The sequence below is a fragment of the Accumulibacter sp. genome (assembly GCF_023806625.1).
In the GTDB taxonomy this organism is placed as follows: Bacteria; Pseudomonadota; Gammaproteobacteria; order Burkholderiales; family Rhodocyclaceae; genus Accumulibacter.
Window position 1 is genome coordinate 44,803 of sequence record NZ_JAMTDX010000072.1, and the last position, 24,492, is coordinate 69,294.

The following is a 24,492-nucleotide window of genomic DNA, read 5'->3' on the forward strand; positions in this document are numbered from 1 at the left end:
GATCGATCGCGTCGACTTGCTGGCCAGCGATCCCACTCTCGCGCTGGCCGGGCAACTCGTCTCGCGGCCCTCGATCACCCCGGACGATGCCGGCTGCCAGACGATCATCGCCGAGCGCCTGCAGGCGATCGGCTTCGTCGCTGAGCGCTTCGACCGTGGCGGGGTGAGCAATCTCTGGCTCCGCCGCGGCAGCGGCCGCCCGCTGCTCTGCCTCGCCGGGCACACCGACGTCGTGCCGAGTGGCCCGCGCGACGAATGGCTCAGCGACCCGTTCGTTCCCCAATGCCGCAACGGCCTGCTCTACGGGCGCGGTTCGGCGGACATGAAAGGCTCGCTGGCCGCTTTCGTGACCGCGATCGAAGCGTTCGTCGCCGCACGACCCGCGCATCGCGGGTCGATCGCCCTGCTGCTGACCGCCGACGAGGAAGGCGAGGCGATCGACGGCACGGTGACGGTCACCGAGGCGCTGCACGAGCGCGGCCAACGGATCGACTACTGCATCGTCGGCGAACCGACCGCGACGCACCGCCTCGGCGACACGATCAAGAACGGCCGGCGTGGCTCGCTCTCGGGCCGGCTGACGGTTCGCGGAATCCAGGGCCACGTCGCCTACCCGCATCTGGCGCGCAACCCCGTCCATCTCGTCGCTCCGGCGATCACGACGCTGGCGACGACGACCTGGGACGAGGGCGACGCCTGTTTCCCTCCGACGACCTGGCAGATCTCGAACATCCACGCCGGCACCGGCGCCGGCAACGTCATCCCGGGTAGCGTGGTCATCGACTTCAACTTCCGTTTCGGCACCGCGAACACCCCCGAAGCGCTGCAGCGCAGGCTCAGCACGCTGCTCGACGATCACCGGCTCGACCACGAGATCGTCTGGACGCTTGGCGCACGGCCTTTCCTGACCGCCGAGGGCACCCTGGTCGGCGCGGCCCGACGCGCGATCCGTGACGAGTTGGGCATCGAGACCGAGCTGTCGACGACTGGCGGCACCTCGGATGGCCGCTTCATCGCCGCAGTCTGCGACGAGGTCGTCGAGATCGGCCCGGTCAATGCGACGATCCACAAGGTCAATGAATGCGTCGAGGTCGCCGCGCTGACACAGCTCTCGGGAATCTACCGGCGAATTCTCGAACAACTGCTGCCCGCCGATGTCTGACGCGGCCCGCGACGAACTGCTCACGCTGCGCGACCTGCTGCGCTTCGCGGTCAGTCGCTTCGGCGAGGCGCAACTGTTCTTCGGCCATGGATCCGACAATGCCTGGGACGAAGCCGCGTACCTGCTGCTGCACGGCCTGCACCTGCCGCTCGACCGGCTCGAACCCTTCCTCGACGCCAGACTGACGAGCAGCGAGCGCGCCAGGTTGCTGGCGATCATCGAGCGCCGGGTCGGCGAGCGCCTGCCCGCGGCGTACCTGACTCAGGAAGCCTGGCTCGGCGACTACCGCTTCCACGTCGATCAACGGGTGATCGTTCCGCGCTCGTTCATCGCCGAGTTGCTCCGCGAGCAGTTCGCCCCGTGGATCGACGACCCTGAAGCGGTCGGCGCCGTCCTCGACCTGTGCACCGGCTCGGGGTGCCTGGCGATCATCGCCGCGCACGCTTTCCCCCGGGCGATCGTCGATGCCGTCGACGTCTCGCCCGACGCGCTTGCCGTCGCCCGGCGAAACGTCGCCGAGCACGAGCTCGCCGGGCGCGTCCACCTCTGCGAAGGCGACCTCTTCGAGCCGCTCGGCCGCCGCCGTTACGACCTGATCGTCGCCAATCCGCCGTATGTCGCCGCCGATTCGCTGGCCGCATTGCCCGCCGAGTACCGGCACGAGCCGCGGCTCGCGCTGGCTGGCGGCGAGGACGGTCTCGAGGTGACCCGCGCGATCCTCGCCGGCGCACGCCGGCACCTGACCACGAAAGGCCTGCTCGTCGTCGAGATCGGCCACAACCGGGAGGCTCTCGAGGCGGCCTTTCCGGATCTCGCGTTCACCTGGCTCGAGACGAGCGCCGGCGACCAGTACGTCTTCCTGCTCCACCGCGACGACCTGCCGTGAGCCGCAGCCCCCGGCATCGGAAGACCTGGGGCCTGCTCGCGCGGCTCCTGCTGGTCATCGCGCTGCTCCCCGGCTGCCGCCAATCGACTCGCCACGCGCCGCTGCCCGAAGGCAGCACGGTGCTCGCCTTCGGCGACAGCATCACCTGGGGCACCGGCGCGGAACCCGGAGAGGACTACCCGAGCCGGCTCGCAGCGGGGAGCGGCTGGCGGGTGGTCAACGCGGGGATTCCCGGAGACACCGCCGAACGGGCTCGCGGCCGGATCGCCGAGACGCTGGCGGTGACCCGCCCCGCGCTCGTGCTCGTCGAACTCGGCGGCAACGACTTCCTCGGACGACGACCCGAGGCCGCGGTCAAGGACGACCTGCGGCAGATCGTCGCTGCGATCCGGCAGAGCGGAGCGCAGGTCGTGCTGATCGCCGTTCCCCGCTTCTCGGTCGTCGGAGTGATCAGCGGCAGGCTGCCCGATTCGCCGATCTACGCCGAACTGGCCGGCGAGGAGAAGCTCCTGGTCATCGAAGCCCTGCTCGGCAGGATCCTCGCCGACGCCGAGCTGCGCGCCGACCCGATCCACCCGAACGCCCTCGGCTACCGGAAGATGGCCGAGGGCATCGCCAACGAGCTCGGCCGCGTCGGCCTGCTCGTCAGGCGCTGAACCGCCCCGCCGCACCAGTCGGCGGGGATCCCCCTTCCCAGCCTGGAGTTGCCGATGAATCCCGAGACCCCGGCGAGAATCCATCGCCAAGACTACACGCCACCCGCGTTCCTCGTCGACGAGGTCGATCTCGACGTGCACTTCCTCGCCGGTGAGGTTCGCGTCAACAGCCGGCTGGCGATCCGCCGCAACCCGGCGGTGCGCTCCGCCGAGCCATTGCGCCTCGATGGCCATGGCCTCGAGACGATCGGCGTCGCGCTCGACGGCGTGCCGCTCGCGCGCGACGGCTACCGGTGCACCGACTCGCTGCTGACCATCGACGCCGTACCCGAGCGCTTCACGCTGGCCACCGAGGTGCGCGTCGATGCCGATCACAACACCAGTCTGACCGGCCTGTACCGGGCGAAGGACGGCTATTTCACGCAGTGCGAAGCGCAGGGCTTCCGGCGGATCACCTGGTTTCCCGATCGCCCCGACGTCATGTCGCGCTACGTCGTGACGATCCACGCCGAGCGGGCCAGCCTGCCTGTCCTGCTCGCCAACGGCAACCCGACCGGGAGCGGCAGCGAAGGCGCCGACCGGCACTGGGCGCGCTGGGAGGATCCCTTCCCCAAGCCCTGCTACCTGTTCGCGCTCGTCGCCGCACGGCTCGAAGTGCTCCGCGACCAGCTGACCACCGGTAGCGGCCGGCGCGTCGAGCTGTCGGTCCATGTCGAGCCCGGCAAGCTCGACCAGTGCGCGCACGCGATGGACGCGCTGAAGCGCGCGATGCGCTGGGACGAGCAGGTCTTCGGACTCGAATGCGACCTCGACCACTACATGATCGTCGCCGTCGGCGACTTCAACATGGGGGCGATGGAGAACAAGGGCCTGAACGTCTTCAACACGAAGTACGTGCTTGCCCGTGCCGACACGGCGACCGACGGCGATTACCAGAGCATCGACCGCGTCGTCGCCCACGAATACTTCCACAACTGGACCGGCAATCGCGTGACCTGCCGCGACTGGTTCCAGCTCTCGCTCAAGGAAGGGCTGACCGTCTTCCGCGACCAGGAATTCGGAGCCGACCAGCACAGCCGGGCGGTCACCCGGATTCGCGAGGTGCGCGACCTGCGCGCGACCCAGTTTCCCGAGGACGCGGGCCCGATGGCGCACCCGGTGCGCCCCGACTCGTACATCGAGATCAACAACTTCTACACCAGCACCGTGTACGAAAAGGGCGCCGAGGTGGTGCGGATGATCCGCACGCTGATCGGCCGCGACGCGTTCCGGCGCGGCATGGACCTCTACTTCGCGCGCCATGACGGTCAGGCGGTGACCTGCGACGACTTCTTGGAGGCGATGGCCGACGCCTCGGGAGTCGATCTCGTGCAGTTCAGCCGCTGGTACGACCGCCCCGGAACGCCGCATCTGCGCGCCCGCGGCGAGTACTCACCGGAAACGCGGCGCTACCTGCTGGTGCTCGCGCAGTCGCGACCGTCCGACCCCGAACAGCCAGCCGAGCCCCTGCACATTCCGGTCGCTGTCGGCCTGATCACCCGGCAAGGGACCGAACTGCCGCTGCGCCTCGCCGGCGAAACGACCGCCTTGGGAGACGCGCCGACGACCCGCGTGCTGTCGCTGACCCGGCACGAGCAGCAGTTCGTCTTCGAGGACATCCCCGAAGCGCCCGTGCCGTCGCTGCTCCGCGACTTCTCGGCGCCGGTGCTGCTCGACTGCGACTGGCACGACGACGAACTCGCCGACCTGCTCGCCAGCGACAGCGATCCGTTCAACCGCTGGGAGGCCGGACAGCGGCTGACCGGTCGGCTGATCCTCGCGGCGGCCAGCGAGATCGCCGCCGGACGCGCACCGCACTGGCCGGCGAGCGCGAGCGCGGCTGCGGCGCAGGTCCTCGCCACGGCGGTCGCCGACCCGGCGTTCGCCGCCGAAGCGTTGACGCCGCCCGGCGAAGCGACTCTCGCCGAACAACTCGATTGCGTCGACCCCGATGCGCTGCACGCCGCCCGAGTCGGGCTTCTGCGCCATCTCGCCGAGGCGCTCGACGCGCAGTGGCGAAGACTCCACGACACACTGGCCAGCGCAGGCCCCTATCGCCCGACGCCCGAAGCCGCCGGCCGGCGCGCGCTGCGCAACCTCTGCCTGGCTTATCTCGCCGAACTCGATACGCCCGATACGCGCCGCCTGGCGATGCACCAGTTCACCACCGCGGACAACATGACCGATCAGTTCGCGGCACTCGCGACGCTCGCCCAGCACGACTGCGCCGAACGCGGCGAGGCGCTCGCCGCTTTCCGGCGCCGCTGGCAGAACGAGGCGCTGGTCATCGACAAGTGGCTCGCCGTTCAGGCTGGCAGCCGTCTGCCGGGCACCCTGGCGATCGTCGAAGGGCTGCTCGACCACCCGGCTTTCGACCTGCGCAACCCGAACAAGGTGTATGCGCTGCTGAACACCTTCGGCAACAACCACGTCCGCTTCCACGCCGCCGACGGCGCCGGCTACCGCTTCCTCGCCACGCAGATCGCCACGATCGACGCGCTGAACCCGCAGGTCGCGGCACGCCTCGCGCGCCGCTTCGACCGCTGGCGAAAATTCGACGCGGTCCGCCAGGGGCACGCCCGCGCCGCGCTCGAGGCACTTGCCGCGCGGCCAGGCGTGTCACCCGACGTCTCGGAGATCGTCGGCCGGGCGCTCGGCTAGCCTTCCTCTGGCGCGCGATTCCCGACGATCGCGCGCCCTGACGCGGACGAGCAGGGTCGTCAGCGGATGGCGGCTTACCGGAGCGCCCGCGCTGCCCTAAACTGCAGGTTTACGATGCCCCGGCGCCGGGGCGTCCTCCCGAGGGTGATCAGCAATGGAAGCATCCGCGCCCGAACCGCCAGGCGTCCTCGCAAGCTTCAAGGGCTTTCTGCTCTGGGTCGGCGGCTCGCTGGCCGGGATCACCGCGCTGCTCTACGCGACCGGCTATCTGGTGACCCGTGCGCACCTGTCGATGCTCGGCCTTCACGGGCTCGTGGAGGTGAGCAGCGACCAGTTCCTCCAGGAAGGCGCCAAGCTGATCCTCGCCGCCGGCTACACGGTCCTCAGGACGACCCTCGCGCTGGGCGCTCTCGCCGGCGTCGTCGTCTTCGTTGCGATGCTCCTCGGACGGCTGCTCGACCGCGTCGCCGCCGGTCGGCGTTGCGTCGACTGCGCGACGCGAGTCGCCAGTTCGAAGGGGCTGCGCCATCTCCTCTTCGCCGGGCTCTTTGTCGCGCTCGCGCTGCACGCCGATCACTATCTGCGCGTGGCCGAGCAGCCGCTCGCGGCGATCGATCTGCTCTACGTCGATCCGGCGAGCCTCAGCGTCGAGCCGGGAACGGGCAACCGCGTCGCCGTGTGGATCCTCGGCGGCGACAGCCAGCAAATGGATCGCGATTTCGACGATCTGCTGCTCGGCGCGATCCTCGCCGGCCTGCTGGCGTTCGGCGCGTGGCGGGTCGTGGCGCCCTGGCCGCTGCGCCCGTGGCTCGTCGCCCCCTTCGTCGCCGCGCTCGGGATCTCCCTGGTCACGCTGCCGATGGCCTACGGCGTCCTGCAGCGGCCGGCTCACTACCCAATCGTCTCGCTGACCCTCGACCACGACGAACCGGCGGCGCGCGGATCGCTGTTCCTGCTCTCGCGCACGCCGGACGCTTTCGTCCTGTGGAACCCCGAGGCGCGTCGCGTGCTCTGGCTGCCCGCAGGAGCCGTCCGACGCGCCGAGATCGGCGCGGTGAAGAACCTTTTCGCGGCAAGCCGCTTACCCCATACGGAGAACGCCAGATGAACCCCTTCGCCAGAGTGCTGAGCCTCGTCGCGCTGCTCGCCGTCGCCGCCTGCACGCCCTTGCCGCACTTCCAGAGCGGCCAGGAACACATCGGGACGGTTGCCACGGCCGGTCCGAACGTCTTGCTCAACGGCGCGCGACCGCGCGACGGCGACCGCGTCTTCGACGGCGATACGCTGACCACCGGTGCCGGCACGAGCGTTCGCGTCTACCTGCGCGAGGGCGGCTACGTCCAGCTCGACGAGAACACCGACCCCGAGTTCCGGATCTTCCGCGAGGGCGGCTGCATCCTGATCCGGATGCTCACCGGCCAGATTTTCGTCGACGCCAGGCGGGTGTGCATCTCCGACCCGAACATCGAGGTCGCACTGAACAGCCGGGTCAATGTCCAGGTCGCCGACCAGCAGACGACGCTGACGGTGATCGAGGGCGAGGTGACGATGAGCCGGCCGGTTCGCCGCAACCTCGACGCGCTGCACCGGTACTCGGTGCTCCGCGGAGCGATCGCTAGCGCTGTCCGCCTGTCGCCGGCCCAGGCGGAGAGGACGGCGAGCTGGACGACCCGTTACTTCGGCACCAGCGACCAGGCCTACGGGATCTCGGGCTGGTGCTGCACGGCGAGTGGGCTGTCGCGCGCGACCGAAGACGTCTGCGAACAGGCCGAGGGCCGTTTTTCGCTCGACGAGCGGACCGCCCGCCGCAGCTGCGCTACGCCACCGTCCGAGCCGGTCTGGTGCTGTGCGCGCGGCAGGGTCGCCCAGCTCACGGCCGAACGCTGCGCGGCAGCCCGCGGCCAGGCCTTCGACGAACGCGACGCCGCGCTCGACGCCTGCAGCCGGCGGGGAACGCCCTCGGCGGTGCTCGGCTGGTGCTGCCGCGACGGAGGACTGGCCCGGCTGACCGAAGAGATCTGCCGCCAGGCCGGGGGCAGCTTCACGATCGACGAACGGATCGCTCGCCGCAGCTGCGTTCCACCCGCACCCGACCTCGTCTGGTGCTGCGCGCGCGGCAAGGTCGCCCAGACGACGCCCGAGGGCTGCGCCGCGCGCCAGGGCCTGCTCTTCGATGACCCCGACGCCGCCTGGGCTGCGTGCGCCCAGCGGCCCCCGCCGACGCCATCCGGGGAAGTGATCGGCTGGTGCTGCGCGGGCGGCAGACTCGCGCGAACGACAGCCGAAGACTGTCGCCAGACCCGGGGCCGCTTTTCGCTCGACGAGAGCAGCGCGAGGCGCAGTTGCGTCGCCCATCCGCTCGAACCCGGCTGGTGCTGCATCAGAGGCCAGGTCTCGAGCTTGCCCGCCGAGCGCTGTCGCGCCATGGGCGGGCGGGACTTCGCCGACGAAACGAGCGCGCACAACGCCTGCCCGGCGCCCGCGCCTTCCGGCCAGTCCGGCACTGGCAGTAGCGCGCCGATATATCAGGTGCTGCCGCTGATCCTGCCGCCGCCGGCGAAGAGCGGCGTAACAGGCGCCGACCCGGCGCCGACCGTCGCGCCCGGGTGGTGCTGCATCGGCGAATCGCTCTCGCCGGAAACCGCCGCCCGCTGCCGGGCCGCCGGGGGACGCTACTACGACTCCGAACGGGAGGCACGCCGTGCGTGCACACTGCGCTGACTCCCTGAGCGCAGCGCGCCCGAGAGAGGCCGCCCGCGCCAGGCGGCGGTCTTCGCCGCCCCCTGGCTGCCCTCGGCAAGGGCAAGCTGAACCGCTGGGCGCAAAATTCCGCTTGAGCCGATCCTGGGACATCGGTACAATTGCTGCCTCGTCAGTGGCACTGCGCCCGTAGCTCAGCTGGATAGAGTACTTGGCTACGAACCAAGGGGTCGGGCGTTCGAATCGCTCCGGGCGTGCCAGTTGGAACAAGGGCTTGGATATCCTCATCCAGGCCCTTGTGCCGTTTACGGGCGAAGACGGGGAATGTGGGAATGTGCCTCAAGCGGGCGCTGGTTGACCCGCATCCTCGACGTCGAGCCTGCCGCCACTGCCTGTTCTCGACCTCCCGGAATCGGGTAAGATTCTGCCCAGGCGACAATGGCTTGCGCGGGCCTTGAGCAGTGGGGAAAGCCATCACCGTCGCCTCGCCCCGGGACCGTCCCCCACCGGCGAAGAGGGGTGGTCCATCGCTCGCTCGCGCGACTTTCACGGGAAGGCAAGACGAAAATGGTCGGAACTCGCGAGACATCGGCGAAATCGGTGGACAGCGCCTGGTGGCACGGCCAGGCGGCAACCACCGCGCGCTCGATGTGGACCAGTTATCGAAGCGCCTTCCGCAACATCACTCGGCAGTATCGGCGAAGTGCCATGGGAATGGCTGCGGTCACCTTTGGCGTGGTCGCCCTGATCCTTGCCGAAGGCTTCGTCGAATGGATGTTCTGGGCGGCTCGAGAAGGGGCGATCCAGAGCGGGCTCGGCCACATTCACGTGGTGCGCGCGGGCTACCTCGAGAACGGTCAGGCCGATCCTGTGCGCTATCTGTTGCCGGACGACCGCGTCGAACGGGAAGCATTACGGAGCTTCCCGACGGTCCGCACACTCGCGCCGCGGCTGGCTTTCACCGGAATGGTCAGTCACGGCGAGGCAAGCGTGTCCTTCCTCGGCGAGGGAATGGACCCGGAAGCCGAGAAGATCGTCAGCTACGTCATGAGTCTGACCTCGGCCGGCGAGGTGCTGTCGAGCGACGATCCGACGGGGATCACTCTCGGACGCGGTCTCGCCGAGAACCTCGGCGTCGGGGTCGGTGACAAGGTCGTGCTCCTGGCAACGACGGGCTCGGGCGGGATCAACGCCGTCGAGGCCACGGTACGGGGCTTGTTCGTCTCGGCGAGCAAGGCCTACGACGACTCGGCCTTGCGCGTGCCGATGCCTCTGGCACAGCGCTTGTTGCGTCTGTCGGGCAGTCACCGCTGGATTCTCGCGCTGAACGACACGAGCCAGACGACCGGCACTCTCCTCGCCCTACGCGAAGGCTTCCGCGATCACGGCCTGCAGTTCGTGCCGTGGTACGATCTTGCCGACTACTATCGCAAGACGGTCGCCTTGCTGAGCAGGCAGGTCTCGGTCGTCGAACTGATCATCGCCACGATCATCATCCTGAGCATCTCCAACACAATAATGATGAACGTTCTCGAACGGACGGCGGAGATCGGGACCTGCATGGCCATCGGGCGGCGCAGGAAGCAGATTCTCCTCGAGTTCGTCTGCGAAGGCATGACGATCGGAATGATCGGCGGTCTCCTCGGTCTGGTCTTCGGTGGTCTGCTGAGCCAGCTGATCTCCTATGTCGGCATCCCGATGCCGGCACCGCCCGGGATGTCGCAGGGTTACCCTGGGCAAATCCGGCTGACAGCGGCGCTGCTCGTCAGGGCGTTCCTGCTCGCCATGGGCACGGCCACCCTCGCCAGCATTTATCCGGCCTGGAAAGCCTCCCGTCTCGAGATCGTCAACGCCTTGCGCCACAACCGCTAGCGCGGAGATTCGACCGTGCTCAAACTCGCCCTGCGCAACCTCTTCCGCAACCCTGGCCGGACCTTGATGACGCTGGCTTCGATTGTCTTCGGCGTCGTCAGCCTGATCCTCAGTGGCGGCTTCGTTCAGGACGTCTACGAGCAGCTCGCCGAGGCACTCATCCACTCGCAGTCGGGACACATTCAGGTATCGCGGGCTGGGTTTCATGCCCGGGGAACGCGGAACCCGGAAAACTTCCTGATCGAAGACCCGGAAGGAATCCGGCGCACGATCCGTCAGCAGCCGGGCGTCGCAGGTGTGATGGCGCGAATCAGCTTTTCGGGCCTGCTCAGCAACGGGCGAACCGACTGGCCGATCGTCGGCGAAGGGGTCGAGCCAGAGAAGGAGGCCGCGCTCGGCAGCCAACTGCGGATCACTTCGGGAGAACAGCTTGCCGCCGACCAGCCAAATCAGATTCTGGTGGGCGACGGCGTCGCGAGGACGCTGGGCCTGCACACTGGAGATCAGGTCACGGTGCTGCTGAGCACGGCCGAAGGCGCGCTGAACAGCATCGACCTGCGCGTCGTCGGGACGTTCCAGAGCTTCTCTTCGGATTTCGACGCCCGCGCGGTGAGGATTCCGCTCGTCGCCGCGCAGGAATCGCTCGGAACGCGCGGCGCCAATTCCCTGGTCGTAGCGCTGCAGCAGACCGATCAGACCAACGAAGCCCTGCGCGGTCTGCGCCAGCGAATCGACACGAGAATCTTCGAGGTCCTCGCCTGGCCGGAACTGAATCCGTTCTACGAAGGCGTCGTCGCAGTCTATGAGAGACAGTTTGGCGTCTTGCAGGTGATCATCCTGCTGCTCGTCCTGATCAGCGTGGCCAACAGCGTGAATATGAGCGCATTCGAGCGAGTTGGCGAGTTCGGCACGATGATGGCACTCGGCGACCGGGGAGGAGCGCTTTTTCGGCTGCTGGTGGTCGAGAACGTCCTGCTCGGGAGTGGCGGCGCACTGGTCGGAGTCGTCCTGGCGGTCCTGCTTGCCCTGGCCATTTCGGCAATCGGCATCCCGATGCCTCCGCCGCCGGACGCCAACGTCGGCTACACGGCGCATATCCGCATCGTCCCCAGGGTGCTGGTCGAGGCTTGCCTCGTCGGGTTCAGCGCGACCGTTGTCGCTGCGCTGCTCCCCGCCTGGCGGATCGCCAGGATTCCGGTCGCCGAGGCACTGCGGCAGAATCAGTAACTATCGTTATTCCGCGTCAGCGCAGAAGGAGCCCGCCGCGCCACTTTCGATAGGGTGCACGGGAAGCGCAGGGACGGGTCGGTGCACCGTGCCACGAGTGTGCCGTTCAAGAAAGCCCGCGAGCGTAATTGCGAGACGACACACTAGACCGAACCGCAGGCCGTTGCTACCCCTTGCTCCGCGCGGTGGCCGATTCGCCGCGCCGGAACGCCAGCCCAGATCTCGCCCGGACCGATCCGGGTGCCCTTGGTGACGATTGCTCCGCAGGAGACAATCGCTCCATCGGCGACCTCGACGCCGGGCATGATGATCGCGTGGCCGCCGATGGTCACGTCGTTTCCGATCTTCACGGTCAGCAGCTCGAAGCGGCCCCCTTCGATGACGTGCGCAGCGACAATCGCGTCGTGCCCGATGACGCAGCGGTCACCGATAGAGGTCAGCGCGGGATCCATCAGCGCGCCGGCAGTGTAACTGTCTTGCCCCATACGCGCTCCGAGCCCCAGGTAAACGAAACGCATCAGCGGTACCGGCAGAACGTGTCCCCACACCAGGTGGTTGAAGATCATCAGGTAAAAGAGAATATTGATCTGTGCGAGAAACTCGGCACGCGAACCGGGGCGCACCTCGCCGAGCTCGAGCGGCAGGATCCAGAAGAAGACGCGATAGACGAGGATCGCATAGACGTGGATCAGCACCAACGCGATCAGGAAAATCGTGACTCCCCGGAAATCGCCGAGCTCGGCATTGCCAAAGCAGAGCCAAGTAGTGGCGATCGCCAAGGTCAGGATTACCATTGACAGAAGCAGGAAGCAGAAGATCTGCCACGTCTTGATCTTGCGCATTTTCTTTCCCTCCAGGGCGTAGCGATCGTCCGACCGTACTGCAGCGCGGCACGATCGAAACTGCCGCGGCGGGGCAGTCAGCGACTGGTTCGCGATCTCGCGCACGGCCTAATGCTACCTAACGGCGAGCCTGCCGGCAATCACCTTCCCGGCGTCAGAGTGGTTCGCACGCGGATAGGCTGTGGAACCTGAGGGCAAGAAGGCGGCGGCAATGATACCAGATACGCTCAGGCGCTCAAGGATCGGGTGGTGGCGAAGCTACTGCTAACGGGGTGTGCGGCGGTAGAGAAGCCATCCCGGCAAGTCGGAATCTCGCTGGCGGCGCCAGAGCGTCGTCGGGCGGACGCGCGCTCCTGGCCAACTCCAGACCCGGCTACCCTCGAAATCCTTCCAATATGTTCCACCAACGCCATTCCGAGATCCGCTCGCTTGATCATACCCCGGAGCCGCTGACTTCCTTTCGCCTCACCGGATTCATCATCACCGCACCGCCGGCTGCCTCGACAAACTCATAGCCTTCTCCCGCGAACCCCGGTCGCGCAAGGCGTGACCTCGCGCAATGCCGCGTCATTGTCTTCCTTCACGATATGTCGCGCCACCCGGAGCGCGTTGGCGGCAACCGTGAGTGCCGGATTGGTTCCTCCACTCGACGGGAAGAACGAGGCATCGACAATATAGAGGTTGGACATCCCATGTGCCCGATTATAGCTGTCCACTACACTTCCCGTCGGGTCGATACCCATTCGGCACGTCCCGCAGACATGCGCCAGCCGCCTGTTGTTTTCCGCCTGTTCGACACAGATGTATTTGCATCGTCCGAGAATCTTGGCCATCGATCGCCGGAACAGCGCAATCCGCTCTGCTTCCTCTTTCCGCACCCGGTATCGGAAGACAATCTTCCCCCCGCCGATAATCGACGATGCCTCTGATACCAGGACCTGATTCTCCTCGAACGGCGCATCCTCCAATATGCTGGCCAACACCACCCCACCCGCAAATCTTCGGGAAATTGCTCGCCTCAGTATCGGCTTGATCATCCTAAGCCCATTCTTCAAGACTTTCCCGATCCGCCCGGTCATCATCCCTTCCAGCTCTGCGATCATCACCTCGAACGGCGGCAGACCTCCGAATGACTGGATCGTCCCCAGCTTTTGCCCATCCGACAGGTACAGGTCATTGCAGCCAATTTCCTTCCGCTCTCCTCCCTCGCACCGCCGAGGATACACCACGTACAAATCCACATAGTGCCGCATGAGATTCTTTCCCACCTGTCCTGATCGGTTCGCCAATCCCTCGGGCCATTCCTCCGATTTTGATTGCAACAGGATCCGCGGGGTCTCCAGAGCTCCGGCCGCGAGAACGACTTTCCTGGCCGACACTACCGCTCTTTGTCCCGCTCGCTCACATACCACCTCTGTCACTCTGTCTCGGCTCGCGTTTAGCTTGAGCACAGTACATTCCGCCCACAACTCCGCCCCATACTCTTCGAGCGCTGGCCTCAAACACACCTCCGCGCTATCCCCCTTCCCATGGGTGGGGCAGAGAACACCTTGGCAACCGGGACAGGTATCCCTGCTCTTATGGGCCACGGGCAGTCGGTAGGGATGCAGGCCCTTCTGGGTAAGCAAGTCCCAGATTTCCTTTGACGCCGGGCTCAGCGGCGGGAGCGACATTTGGCCGTTGCTCACACCATACAACTCCTCGGCGTCCCTGTAATAAGGAACAAGCTCCTCGTAGCCGATGGGCCAGTGCGCCGGAAGCGTCGTTTGTTGGGGAGCGGGGTGATACTGACGGGGCGAAAAATCTTCCGGATGTAATCGTTCCAGCACCGCGCCATAGAGGGCTGATGATCCCCCACTGCCACACCCGATGAATGGCAAAAATCCCTTGGGCTTGCCCCCCGAAATATCCCAGACAGCTTCCGTGGCCCGGCCCGACGCTCGAAAGACATCGCCTCTCCGGTCATCGGGAGATTGCCCGGCCAGCGTTTCGGGATACTGGCCGCGTAAAGCGTCTGCCGCGGACAGATGCGACCGGCCTTTCTCTAGGAACAGAACTCGCTGCCCCGCTTTGGCGAGTTCATAGCCCATCGTCGCCCCGCCCATCCCGGTACCAATCACGACCACATCCCAATTCTCAGCTGAAGGCCGTGAGCCGATCGGCAACGCCCCAGCGCGATTTTCCAGATCTGTCATAATCAACCTACCCAGCAATGAACGATGATCCTCGAGACGCTTTGGGCGCACTCGGGACGCCCAAAGAACCCTCGCACGATCTCTGGCAAGCCCTGCAGACGTTGCAGCGCCGCCTGAATCAGGCGGCGCATGCTGGACGTGTCGACCGGCTCTTTTTCGGCCACCCGCTCGTTGACGTTCTCCCACACCGGCTCGTCGGGGTTGAACTGGGGCGAGTCGGGCGGCAGGAAGTGCAACTCGAGCATCCCGCTGGTGGACGCGACGTATTCGCGAACCAGTTGGCCTCCATGCATCGAATGACCATCGACGACCATGAATATCGGCTGCGTCGCTCCGAGCTTGAGTTGTCCGAGGAAAATGCGGAATACCGTGGCGTTGACCAGGCCCTGGTGGAGCATGAATTGCAATTGGCCGCCCGCGCCAATCGCCGAGAGCATCTGGAAGGAGACGCGCTGTCCGCCAGCGCCGACGACCGGCGTCTGGCCGCGAGGCGCCCAAGTTGTGCGGGCATGGCAATCCGAGCGCATCCCGGCCTCGTCGGCGAACATGATCCACGCCGCGCGCGCCCTGGCGCGCGCGTGCAGCGCCGGGTACTCTTCCGTGTGCCAGCGCTGCACCAGCGTGCGATCCTGTCGATCGGCACGGTAAAGACGACACTGCGCCGTGAATCCGAGTTGCCGCATCACCTTGGCCAGCGTGCGCCGGCTCAGCGTCATTTGCAACTGTCGCTCGATGAGCCTGCCGATCAAGCGCAAGGACCACGACCCAAACGCGAACCTCACCTGCTCGGGCGTGCGCCCCCGAACCGCATCGGCCGTCCAGCGCGACTGCTCAGGGCTGACTTTCGGCGGCCGACCGGCGCCTTCGCCTGCGCGCAACCCATTCTGACCGCCCCCGCAAAATGCCGCCACCCATTTGCCTACGCCACGCCAGCCCACATGCAAATGGCGCGCCACGTCACTCACGGGCCTGCCCGCGCGAACCATTTTCCCGCTTTCCCTGCCCACCCATTGTTGTTCCATCCGCCGCGCACTGAAAACCGGGCGTCCGGGTATGCGGTAGTCCATGCCCCCTGGCCTACAACAGAGATACGGCGCGCCAATATGCAAATGCACTGCATTTCTCGATTTGCTGGCAACCGCAGATGTCACGCCCGTCGCTTCTCCCCGGGCATTGCCCTATCCCGGCTTGCGCAGTATCACCGCCGGCTCGAAGGCCGATGGCAGGAAATACCCAAAGCAGGCGTAAAACAGCAGCCACGGCCTCTTCAGGATTACCAACCCCGCCGCCGGGCTCATCGCCTGCTCCATATCGTGGCCATGGGCCTTGAGCAACTCATCCAGGAACCGGTAATTTGCAAACGGGCGCAGTGTATCGTGGTACGAACGCTCGAAGGTCTTGATGCATTCCACCCCTTGCTCCCTGCCCAACTCCCTGATCGCCATGTGGCTGGCGATCAGCCGGTGATAAGGCTGATGCAGCTTTGTGATTTGCGCCTCGAGGTTGGCCATGTCGACCATGCGCGTGTCCGGAGTCCCTATGTACAGGTAGCCACCTGGCTTGACAAGCTCAAGAGCCTCCCGCACCATTCCCTGGAAGTCATCGGCATGTTCGATGGTGTCATTCAACACCACCCAATCGTACTCCGCCCCACTCGCCGGTTTGCTTTTGAACGGGTCAACAAACGGGTCGTAGCCGTCGACCCGGGTGAACCCGCGCTCCTTGAGGAAATTCATGAACAGCCCATTCCCACACCCATAATCCAGAACCCGGTGCTGCGTCGCCAAACCAGATCCCTGAAGCCGGCCCAACAAGTTGCTCATCGTGGCTCGGGCGAAAAAATCCGGCTTTCGTTTGTTCAACGGGTAATCCCGGTAGATATCTTCATAGGACACCGGGTCGATATTCTGCAGGCTCAGACATTGCGGGCAACGCCAGATGCGGAAGCGGCTGTCCTTGAAGCGATGGGTGTTACCCTGCACCAGCCCAAAATCCTTTGCCGCGGGATGGCGGTCGCAGAACTTGCAGAACTTGCAGGCGACGGGCTCTTCGAAGTTGGTTGTGCCCCGGTAGAGGTAGTGGAGTGTCTTCTTGACTCCTTCTGCAAAGGCGACGGGGGTCCATCCCAGCTCTCGTTGGGCCTTCAACGATGACGGTCGGCTCTCGAACTGGAAGAACTCATAGATCGACTTGAAGATCAGAGGCGGCCTCTTGGTCCATTTCGAGACAATATCCATCCCCTGGACGCAAATCCTGCCCAGCCAATTCGGAAGAACCCAGGGCACCTTCTCCATACCGAGTTCCTCGGCGACGACTTGGCCCATTTCGGCCCAGGCCATATACCGCTCGTTCAAGATGAATCGCTCGCCGGGGCGTCCCTTCTCTTCCGCAGCCAGACATCCTGCGGCCACGTCTTCGACATACACCAGCGGCAGCCCCCCAGAAGTCAGGGCGGGAATCCTGTTCGCCCGAAAATCCATCAGGAACTTGATGAACCAGGACTCGATTGGATGGGGACCATACATCGCCGTGGGGTGAATGAAGACGGCGGGAAGGCCGCGCTCGAAAGCCCTCCACACCTCCTGATCGGCGAGTTGCTTGGAACGGGCGTAGGCAAACGGCTTTGGCTGCAACATCATGCAGCTTTCGTCCAGGGTGCCGGCCTGCTCGGTTCGAAATGTTTCGATGGTCGAAACATAGACAAATTTCTTGAGTGCTTTCCCCTGGAGAGCGATGAGAAGATTCTGCGTCCCTTGGAAATTGACCTGGTGAAAAAGGTGGGGATCGAGAACCCATTGATCGGGCATTCCCGCCGCGTGATAAACCACGGCCACGTCCTCCGCTGCCTTCTTGAGGCTGGCGACATCGGAAAGGTCCCCTTCACAAACTTCAACCGCAGATGGAAAGAGGCGCCGGGCCTTTGCCATGGAGCGCACCAGAAGGCGAACGCGCCTGCCGTCTCTGAGAAGGCGTTGGACGAGGTGATAGCCCAAGAAGCCGGTTGCGCCAGTAACGAGAGTGATGTCCATGTGTTCCTCCATTCGCATGGGAAGGCGCTGGCCCAAGGTTGGCGAGCACTAATAGACCAGGCGGGCAAGGTTTCGGCCGTCGACATGAATGCCCACTTTCCCCGCCCCGCTTGATGGAGCAGGCACCGCTTCGCCTACCGGAAGTGACTTGGGCATGCGCAGGGAGGTGACGGGGTCGAGGCCCGGTGGCGGTGTTTGGTCATGTCCAGACGTCGTCATGCGCGGCGCGCGGCCGATGCAGCGCCGATTGTCGGCGGCTGCGCCGGCGTCCCCAAACGGTGTCCCCGAGGCCGCAGCCCACCGCCCACCACCGAAAGGCACCACCCGCAATGGGAAGGCGCCCGTCCGACGGACGCCGAGGGCGCGCGGCTGGATGGTTCCCCGCGCGCCCCGTTCCCCCGTCGCCGCATGGCAGCCGTAGCTGTCGCAGGCCCCGTCGGTCGAAACTTGCGAGACGTCCCTGTCGACCTGGCCGAGCGGCCCCGGCAGGACTTTGCTGTCCCCCGAAGCGGCGGTAGTCCCTTCGATGCCGATGATGTTCTTGCCAGCCTCACCGACTGCGAGACGAAGCTTGCGCCAGGTGCAACGTTCGCGCACCCCGTGCTGACCCACTGTCCCACGGTCGGTTGTGCACAGTCGACCGCTTGCAGCGGCGGGAAGCAGTGCTTCCCGAGACCCCGCTTTCGCCCACTGGCCCTCGCCGAAAATCTTCAGCGCCGTCGAATCGACGACCCCATACGTCGGACCCCTGCGCGGGCTCCGCGCAATGTTCACCGAAAGCTGCGCGGCCCGTCGCGACAGGTGCGTGTGGGCCGGCACCGACAAGTCGAGTTGCGCGAGCCGCATCAGCGACTTCGCCAGCCCTTCCGTCGCCCACCAAGGCAACGGCAACAGCTCCTCGATCGTCAGACACGTCAGGATCAAGGTCTTCGAACACGCGGCGGGCTTGCCGACGCCCCCTGGCAGCAGCGCTGTCCACTGCTGCCGAATGCTCGCTTCCTCGAACCAGAGCGTCAGATTGTCCCGATTGACCAGCGCCCGGTGGTAGCCCGACCAACTGTTCACACGATAGCGCTGCCCGACGCCTACCTCGACTCTGTCCGGCTTCACCCGCATCGCCACGTGCCACCTCCTTCAACTGCCAGGCCCGGCCGCACCGGGGATGATGCCAGGATATTACAGCAGCGCCATGGTCGGGAGAACGTGTGCGGACCCGCCGCCGGGTCGATCCTTCCCTTCGCGGTCAATGGCAAGGAGCGGGTTGGGCCGTCGTCGCCTGCGGGGGGAACCTCGCAGCTCCGCCTCTGCGGCTCGTTGCCCGAAGCGGAGCACCAGCCTGGACACCGGCCATGGACCCGCTTTGCGTGATCGTGAACGTTTTCACGAAAACTGTCGAAAAATTTTACACAGTGCCAACGGGGTCATCGGGACAGGCATCGTAAGCCTCTGTTTTTATGCCCTTCGATGCTTTTGGCACGGGGCTTGCTTAGTGTCTGCTGCCAGCACATCGCAGGCTCACTTTTAAGAGGAAACAGACATGAACTCTATCAAGAAACTGGCTGCGGAATTGGGAGCCGTGGGTCTGCTCGCTGTGGCAGCACCGGTTCTTGCCTCACCCCAGCTGACCTTCACGACGGCCAACTACGGTACGCAGAGCGTCGATCCGTTCGGCGGGTTCGACTGGGACTCGGCCGGAACGGCGGTCTCCAGCGGTTACGACGTTACCAAGGACTTCAACGTCATCACGACGTACTACTGGGCTTCCGCGGTTGGGTTGAAGGACAAGCTCGGCAATACCTTCTCGACCCCGGGCATTACCCCTCCCCCTGGATCGCCGACCGGGTGGGAGTTCACGATCCGCGCGACCATCACGGAGACCAACTTCTGCCTGTTCCGTCCGGGCGGTCCGGGCACGCCTTGCGCGGTGGAGTCGTTCTCTCCGCAAGCCGGTTCCTGGGATATCTACTTCGATCCTCTGGCCAATGCCAACCAGGTGACCGGGGCGGGTATCACTAACGGCACGAAGATTCTCTCCGGTAACGTCTCACCCGCACTGATCGGCGGGACTTTCTCCGCGGACGCACTCGGCGGATCTGGCGCGTTCAACTTTTTTGGCAACGTTACCTGGGCGGACCCGGCTTACTTCGACAACACGGGCTATCTGGTCCTGACCAATGCCATTGCAACCCTGCAGAACGGTAACAGGGTGACGGGCTGGAATTCACCGACATCCATGCCGGATGCGAATGGCCAAACGCAGGCCCTGCCGGGAGACGTGAGTGTTTATACCACGTTCCAGGCCGACGGCAACCAGAGCTTCGTTCCCGAGCCCGGTTCGCTGGCGCTCATCGGCCTCGGGCTGATCGGTCTGGTGGGCAGCGCTCGCCGCCGCAGCTGACCGGATAGTCGCATCGGTTCAGAGGGGCCGGCTTCCGCAGCCGGCCCCTCGTTGTTCGTTTACGGACGTGCGACCGGGATTCGTGGGGATCGGACGATCGACAATGCCTCGCGGAATCGCTCGTCGGCCCGGTACACGCTGAACCACTGGCGCACCTTCGCCGCTCCAAGCGCGAACGAGGGCTCGCCAAGCAGTCTCTCCACTTTGCTCCGGACGCGCTGGACCGTCACCTGATCGGCACGCAGCGCCAGACCCGCTCCGGAGCGGGTGATGAAGTGCATGTTGCGCAGTTGATCGAGGTTGGCGGGGATTCCCAGGACTGGCGTGCCCTGCTGCAACGCCTGATGCACCGCCGGACTGCCGCCATTGCAGACGACGACGCGTGAGATCGCCGCCATCCGATCCCCCGGAAGCATCCCAGGAATGCTGAAGTCGCCGGCATGGAGGTCCGCTTCGCGCAGTAGATCTGCCGATCCGGAGGCGACCACCCGGCATCCTGCAGCGACGGCTCCCTTGACCACTTCACCCAGGAGGCGAGAGTCTCCGGAACTGCCGAGCGAGACGAAGGCCAGTGGCCGCTCGTCGTTCGTACCGGTCAGGCCAGAGGGCAAGGGACCATCCGGAGCCCAGGTGACCGGGCCGATGTAGACGTAGCGCCCCGGTTGCCCGGCATCGGCGGTGGGAACGAGTTCCGGCACGTCGGCGAACAGCGTCACGTCTCCCTCGGTGAACACTCGCGTCAGATCGAAGCCGAGCGACGGCATCCCGTGGCGACGACGCAACCGGTGCATCGGCAGGCTGTGCTGCGTGAAAATCAGCGGGCGCAGCAGTTCGAAGACGCGGTTCGAAAAGCCGACCCCGAAGAGTCGGGTCGCCGCATGGACCGGGACCTCGAAAGGACCCTGCGCCAGAGGGCTCCAGTAGGCGTTGGAAATCGCCAGATAGGGAACTCCGGAGAGACGAGCGCTGACCGCGAGCGACAGGCGGAAGTCGCCGACGATGATCTCGGGACGGGCGTGTTCGATCACGCGCAGGTCATCCTCGACGTAGCGCTCGAGTACGTCGTAGGGAAACACCGGGCGGCCAGCGTCCACGGCAGCGAGATAAGCGCGGGTGCCGATGCACCGGAGATCATGAACTTCCAGGCCGGCAGCATCGACATGGCTGCGGAAATCGGCACCGGTGGCAAAGGTCACCTGATACTCGCCCGGATCGAGGCTTCGCGCGAGCACGAGCGGCCGAACGACATGCGCCAGAGTCGCCGGTTCGGCGAAAAAGACGATGCGCTGGCGCCGGTCGGTCATCGACTTGCTCCCGGCAGAGGAAGGTACACTGACCGAACGCCCCGATCGATCGCGCCCGGCGGGGGGCGCCCGACGAGCAATGCCCGCTCGCCGGATGAGCCGGGAAGGCAGCGGTTTCCCGCTTGACGGGGCAGGTTTTCGGCGCAACCGATCACCGCTGAATCGTACAGCAAAAACCGGTTCCGACGCGCGAAAAGCTGTTGCCACCGGCTTGGCCGCATTCCGGCCCGCGAGGGATCCGCCTCGCGGGGAGCATCGGCCGATACCTCCCGGCGCACCGGCGTGGCCGAAGCATGGCCGGGCCGACCACCGACCCGTTCGACCATCCGTTGTCGAAAAATTTTACACAGCACCGTAGAAGGGGCTCTCGCTCATTTCAAGGACTATTAAGATCAGAGACTTAGCGAAGCGTGCATGGTTTTTGCTACGTTTTTCCTCTGGGCAGACTGGAGGTCGCGAAGCCCTACGGCGAGAAGCGGCAGATGGGCCAGGCGACTCCGGTCATCTTGTTGATGGAAGAAACACACTATGGGAGGGGATATACGATGAAGAAACTCTTTGGCGTACTTGCGCTGAGCGCCTCGCTGGCTTCGCCGCTTTCGGCCGAGGCTGCACTGCAGCAGCTGTCGAATCTGTTCGTCTTCGGCGACAGCCTCTCGGATGGCGGCAATAGTGGGTTGATCAGCCAGTCGGTCGTGCCGGGACTGGTCTACCCGCCGCCGCCCTATTGGAACGGGCAGTATTCGAACGGCCCGGTTGCCGTCGAGTACCTCTGGAATCTCTATAATCCGGGCGACAAGAGCTTCAAGCCCTCGCTGGCCGGCGGCACGAACTACGCGGTCGGGGGCGCGACCACCGGCTCGACCAGCTTCAACTCGGTCTCGTCGACGGTTCCGCCATTCCTGCAACCCGCGTACGTCGGGACGAGCAATGCCGGCCAGCTGTTCGGTGCCAGTCCCGGTTTTCCCGGCTTTTTCGCAAATCAACCGGCGTTTGACCCGGCGACTTCACTGTTTACCGTCTGGCTGTTTCCGAACGACGTCTTCAACTGGGCGACAACCGGAACCTTGCCCGGCGCAGCAGTGCCAGGCTGCGGTGCTCCGGTGAACGGAAATGATGCGGCTGCACTGATCACCAACGGCGTGCAGAACATCGTCTGCACCGTCCTCGCGCTCGAGGCAGCCGGGGCGCAGCACTTCCTGGTGCCAAACCTCCCCGACCTCGGAAGCATCCCGGGAGCCGGGCCGGGGGGCGACCCCGCCTATACCGCTCTTTCGGCCGCCTTCAACGCCGCGCTGGCTGGCGCGCTGACGCCTCTGGACAACGCGGACCCGTCGATCGAGATCACCCAGTTCGATACCTTCGGGCTGCTGCACAGTGTCCAGGCGAATCCGGGTGCCTACGGCTTCACCAACGCGACCGACGCGTGCCTGTACGACCCGACCTGCGTCAGCGACCCGACGATGTGGAACCAGTACGTGTTCTGGGATGAAGTTCATCCGACGACCCGGGCGCACCAGATCATCGGCAACGCCTTCTACGCCGCCGTTCCCGAACCGACGAGTCTTTCGCTGCTGGCGCTGAGCCTGTTCGCCGTCTTCGGCGTCCAGCGCCGTCGTTCCTGACGTCCAGCAGGGACTCCTTCTGCCGCTGAAGGTCGTCCGTCGTCGATGACCGGTGCTTCGCGTGCTGGCGGGGGCATCGCGGAGCACAGGGCCTGACCGGTGTGACGAGCCTTCTGCGGCCGAAGTCCCGCAGAAGGCTCAGTGACTTTGCTCTCTCTTGTCTCCGGCCGTCGCTGATCACCCTGGACCATCGGGAAGTCCCTGGCCAGCTCGACGCCGCGATTGTCAAGGTCTGGCCCGTCTCCCCTCACCCCGAACCCTCGCCCCGATCGGGACGCTCGGAGCTTCGGGGATCGCCGGGCGACTGCCGCGCTGAACCGTGAGGACTCCTCGGGAGTCTTTGCTTGTGGTACGCTCTGTGCCCGTCTCGCTCGGCACCGGCCCGTGGTCGTCACGTCGCGGCCGGGGTGCATCCTGGGTCGTCGGCAATCTGCCGGTCGATGATTCCTTGCTCGAAGTTCGCCGTGGACCGGCGCGTTGAGCGTTTGCGGCAACCCGGCTGGCCGGAGCAAGGTGGCCACTGACCGGGAAGATCCGGCGATGGCTCGGGTTTGCCAGCCTGGACGCTGAGCAGCCTGGACGCTGAGTCATTGGCTCGGGGACCTCGCGCTTCGCCCCGATCGGGCAGAGGGCGCGGTGGAGCGAAGCGGGCATGACGTTGATCATTGCGGCGCTCCGGACCATGGCCATGCCCTTCAGTCGATCAGCCGCCGGCCGCCGGGGTCGACGAACAGGCACGAGCGCAATCCGCAGGGAGTCAGGGGACTGGAGAAGACTGCGAATGAAGAGATGCCGAAACTGCCTGCTGCCCGAGCGCGTTCCCGGGGCCGCTCTGTCGGACGACGGCGTGTGTCGGCTGTGCCGCGACAAGGCAGGGCTCGCCCGACAGGCGGCAGCCGACGAGCAAGTGCGCCGTGCCAGTGAGGAGGATCTCGAAAGGACGCTTGCGGAATGGCGCGGCCGTGCCGAATATGACTGCCTCGTGCCGCTCAGCGGGGGAAAGGACAGCATCTATCTGCTCCATCGCCTGGCCGTCGAACGTAAGCTGAAGGTACTCGCCTTCACCGTGGACATCAACATCCCGCCGCTGGCCTGGGACAACATCCGGCGTGCGCTGGGCAAGCTGAACATCGATCACTTCAGCTACGCGCCGGCGAACGACTTCTACCGCAAGACCTTCCGCTATCTGCTGCGCAATCAGGAAGAGCGTGGCGCCGTCTATACGCTCTCCTATGTCTATGCTCCGCTCTTCGAGGGCGATGCGATCCGCCTGGCGATCCAGAAAGGCATCCCGCTGGTGCTGGCCGGCTACTCGCCTGGCCAGCCCGAAGCAGAGCGCATGCTCTACGAGTTCTCGCGACAGCTGATCTGCCACACCGACTGGACGCCGCCGGAACTGGCCGCCTGCGGCGAGTTCACCGCCGACGAACTGACCCGCTTCCACAACCCGAAAAGCTATCCGCCAGGAACCGCTTTCCCGCGCTACCTTGCCCCGTTCCATGCCTGGCCCTACAATCAGGATGAAATCATGCGTACGGTCGTCGAGCAAGGACTGGTCGCCTCGAGCAGGCACGCCAGCCCGATCCACAGCAACTACCCGATCAACTGGCTGCTGATGTATTCAGATCTTCGGACCTTCGGCTACAACCCCTACGCGCCGGAATTCGCCAGCCTGATCCGGCATGGCAAGGCGAACCTCAATTACTGGCGGCTCATGGCGCCGGTCGTCGATTTCCTGATCCGCCGGCGACTCGGGCCGGCCCGGGAGGTCACCCGCAGTCTCGACTGGCTCGGGTTGACGGCCGACGAATTGCGCATCACCCGCCCTCGCGGCGCCTACGACCCGGTGCCCGGTCGATGCTGAGCCGCGCAACCCCGGGAGACTCTTCTCGGCGC

16 protein-coding genes, 1 tRNA gene and 1 pseudogene are annotated in these 24,492 nt (G+C 65.5%); 12 read left to right on the forward strand and 6 right to left on the reverse strand.

What is annotated here, in order from left to right; all coding sequences use genetic code 11:
• The first annotated feature begins 16 nt into the window (after positions 1 to 16).
• The 9 genes from dapE to NFW05_RS12405 all read left to right on the forward strand — a co-directional run bounded on the left by dapE (position 17) and on the right by NFW05_RS12405 (position 11,203).
• Positions 17 to 1,162, forward strand: coding sequence for a succinyl-diaminopimelate desuccinylase (gene dapE / locus NFW05_RS12365; protein ID WP_295307317.1), 1,146 nt, complete (start codon positions 17 to 19; stop codon positions 1,160 to 1,162).
• Positions 1,155 to 2,048: a 50S ribosomal protein L3 N(5)-glutamine methyltransferase gene (prmB, locus tag NFW05_RS12370; protein WP_295307172.1), complete on the forward strand. Its 894-nt coding sequence runs from the start codon at positions 1,155 to 1,157 to the stop codon at positions 2,046 to 2,048. Before dapE ends, prmB begins: the two co-directional genes overlap by 8 nt.
• The gene (locus tag NFW05_RS12375; protein WP_295307175.1) at positions 2,045 to 2,704 is read left to right on the forward strand and encodes a GDSL-type esterase/lipase family protein; all 660 of its coding nucleotides are present in this window, start codon (positions 2,045 to 2,047) and stop codon (positions 2,702 to 2,704) included. The genes prmB and NFW05_RS12375 overlap by 4 nt, the downstream gene beginning before the upstream one ends.
• Before the next feature lie 54 nt (positions 2,705 to 2,758).
• Positions 2,759 to 5,404, forward strand: coding sequence for an aminopeptidase N (gene pepN / locus NFW05_RS12380; RefSeq protein ID WP_295307177.1), 2,646 nt, complete (start codon positions 2,759 to 2,761; stop codon positions 5,402 to 5,404).
• Between the two features lie 154 nt (positions 5,405 to 5,558).
• Positions 5,559 to 6,512 (forward strand): hypothetical protein, encoded by a 954-nt coding sequence (locus NFW05_RS12385; RefSeq protein WP_295307180.1) that lies wholly within the window; start codon positions 5,559 to 5,561, stop codon positions 6,510 to 6,512.
• Positions 6,509 to 8,125 carry a hypothetical protein gene (locus NFW05_RS12390; protein WP_295307183.1) on the forward strand — a complete coding sequence of 539 codons (1,617 nt, stop codon included), beginning with the start codon at positions 6,509 to 6,511 and terminating at the stop codon, positions 8,123 to 8,125. The genes NFW05_RS12385 and NFW05_RS12390 overlap by 4 nt, the downstream gene beginning before the upstream one ends.
• 162 nt (positions 8,126 to 8,287) lie before the next feature.
• Positions 8,288 to 8,364 (forward strand) — tRNA-Arg (locus NFW05_RS12395).
• 307 nt (positions 8,365 to 8,671) lie between these two features.
• Positions 8,672 to 9,976: an FtsX-like permease family protein gene (locus NFW05_RS12400; protein WP_295307186.1), complete on the forward strand. Its 1,305-nt coding sequence runs from the start codon at positions 8,672 to 8,674 to the stop codon at positions 9,974 to 9,976.
• A 15-nt stretch (positions 9,977 to 9,991) separates the two neighbouring features.
• Positions 9,992 to 11,203, forward strand: coding sequence for an ABC transporter permease (locus NFW05_RS12405; protein WP_295307189.1), 1,212 nt, complete (start codon positions 9,992 to 9,994; stop codon positions 11,201 to 11,203).
• Between the two features lie 143 nt (positions 11,204 to 11,346).
• Here NFW05_RS12405 and NFW05_RS12410 read toward each other — a convergent pair whose 3' ends face one another.
• From NFW05_RS12410 to NFW05_RS12430, 5 genes and pseudogenes are all read right to left on the reverse strand, one after another.
• The gene (locus NFW05_RS12410; protein ID WP_295307193.1) at positions 11,347 to 12,045 is read right to left on the reverse strand and encodes a DapH/DapD/GlmU-related protein; all 699 of its coding nucleotides are present in this window, start codon (positions 12,043 to 12,045) and stop codon (positions 11,347 to 11,349) included.
• A 509-nt stretch (positions 12,046 to 12,554) separates the two neighbouring features.
• Complete coding sequence (locus NFW05_RS12415) at positions 12,555 to 14,240, reverse strand: GMC family oxidoreductase (RefSeq protein ID WP_295307196.1); 1,686 nt, start codon at positions 14,238 to 14,240, stop codon at positions 12,555 to 12,557.
• 2 nt (positions 14,241 to 14,242) lie between these two features.
• Entirely contained in the window at positions 14,243 to 15,391 is a 1,149-nt protein-coding gene (locus NFW05_RS12420) for an IS630 family transposase (RefSeq protein ID WP_295307199.1), read from the reverse strand.
• 27 nt (positions 15,392 to 15,418) lie between these two features.
• Entirely contained in the window at positions 15,419 to 17,269 is a 1,851-nt protein-coding gene (locus NFW05_RS12425) for an NAD-dependent epimerase/dehydratase family protein (RefSeq protein WP_295307202.1), read from the reverse strand.
• 363 nt (positions 17,270 to 17,632) lie between these two features.
• Positions 17,633 to 18,391, reverse strand: a pseudogene (locus NFW05_RS12430) (transposase); the annotation flags it as partial.
• A gap of 415 nt (positions 18,392 to 18,806) precedes the next feature.
• On the opposite strand from NFW05_RS12430, the gene pepA reads away from it, so the two are divergent.
• On the forward strand, positions 18,807 to 19,667 hold the full coding sequence (pepA, locus tag NFW05_RS12435) for a flocculation-associated PEP-CTERM protein PepA (RefSeq protein ID WP_295307205.1): 861 nt from the start codon (positions 18,807 to 18,809) through the stop codon (positions 19,665 to 19,667).
• 59 nt (positions 19,668 to 19,726) lie between these two features.
• Here the strand turns inward: pepA and NFW05_RS12440 are convergent, their stop codons facing one another.
• Positions 19,727 to 20,971 (reverse strand): nucleotide disphospho-sugar-binding domain-containing protein, encoded by a 1,245-nt coding sequence (locus NFW05_RS12440; RefSeq protein ID WP_295307207.1) that lies wholly within the window; start codon positions 20,969 to 20,971, stop codon positions 19,727 to 19,729.
• 545 nt (positions 20,972 to 21,516) lie between these two features.
• Between NFW05_RS12440 and NFW05_RS12445 the strand changes: the two genes are divergently transcribed.
• Both NFW05_RS12445 and NFW05_RS12450 read left to right on the forward strand, forming a co-directional pair.
• Positions 21,517 to 22,596: an SGNH/GDSL hydrolase family protein gene (locus tag NFW05_RS12445; protein WP_295307210.1), complete on the forward strand. Its 1,080-nt coding sequence runs from the start codon at positions 21,517 to 21,519 to the stop codon at positions 22,594 to 22,596.
• A gap of 781 nt (positions 22,597 to 23,377) precedes the next feature.
• The gene (locus NFW05_RS12450) at positions 23,378 to 24,460 is read left to right on the forward strand and encodes a hypothetical protein (RefSeq protein WP_295307213.1); all 1,083 of its coding nucleotides are present in this window, start codon (positions 23,378 to 23,380) and stop codon (positions 24,458 to 24,460) included.
• Positions 24,461 to 24,492 lie beyond the last annotated feature (32 nt).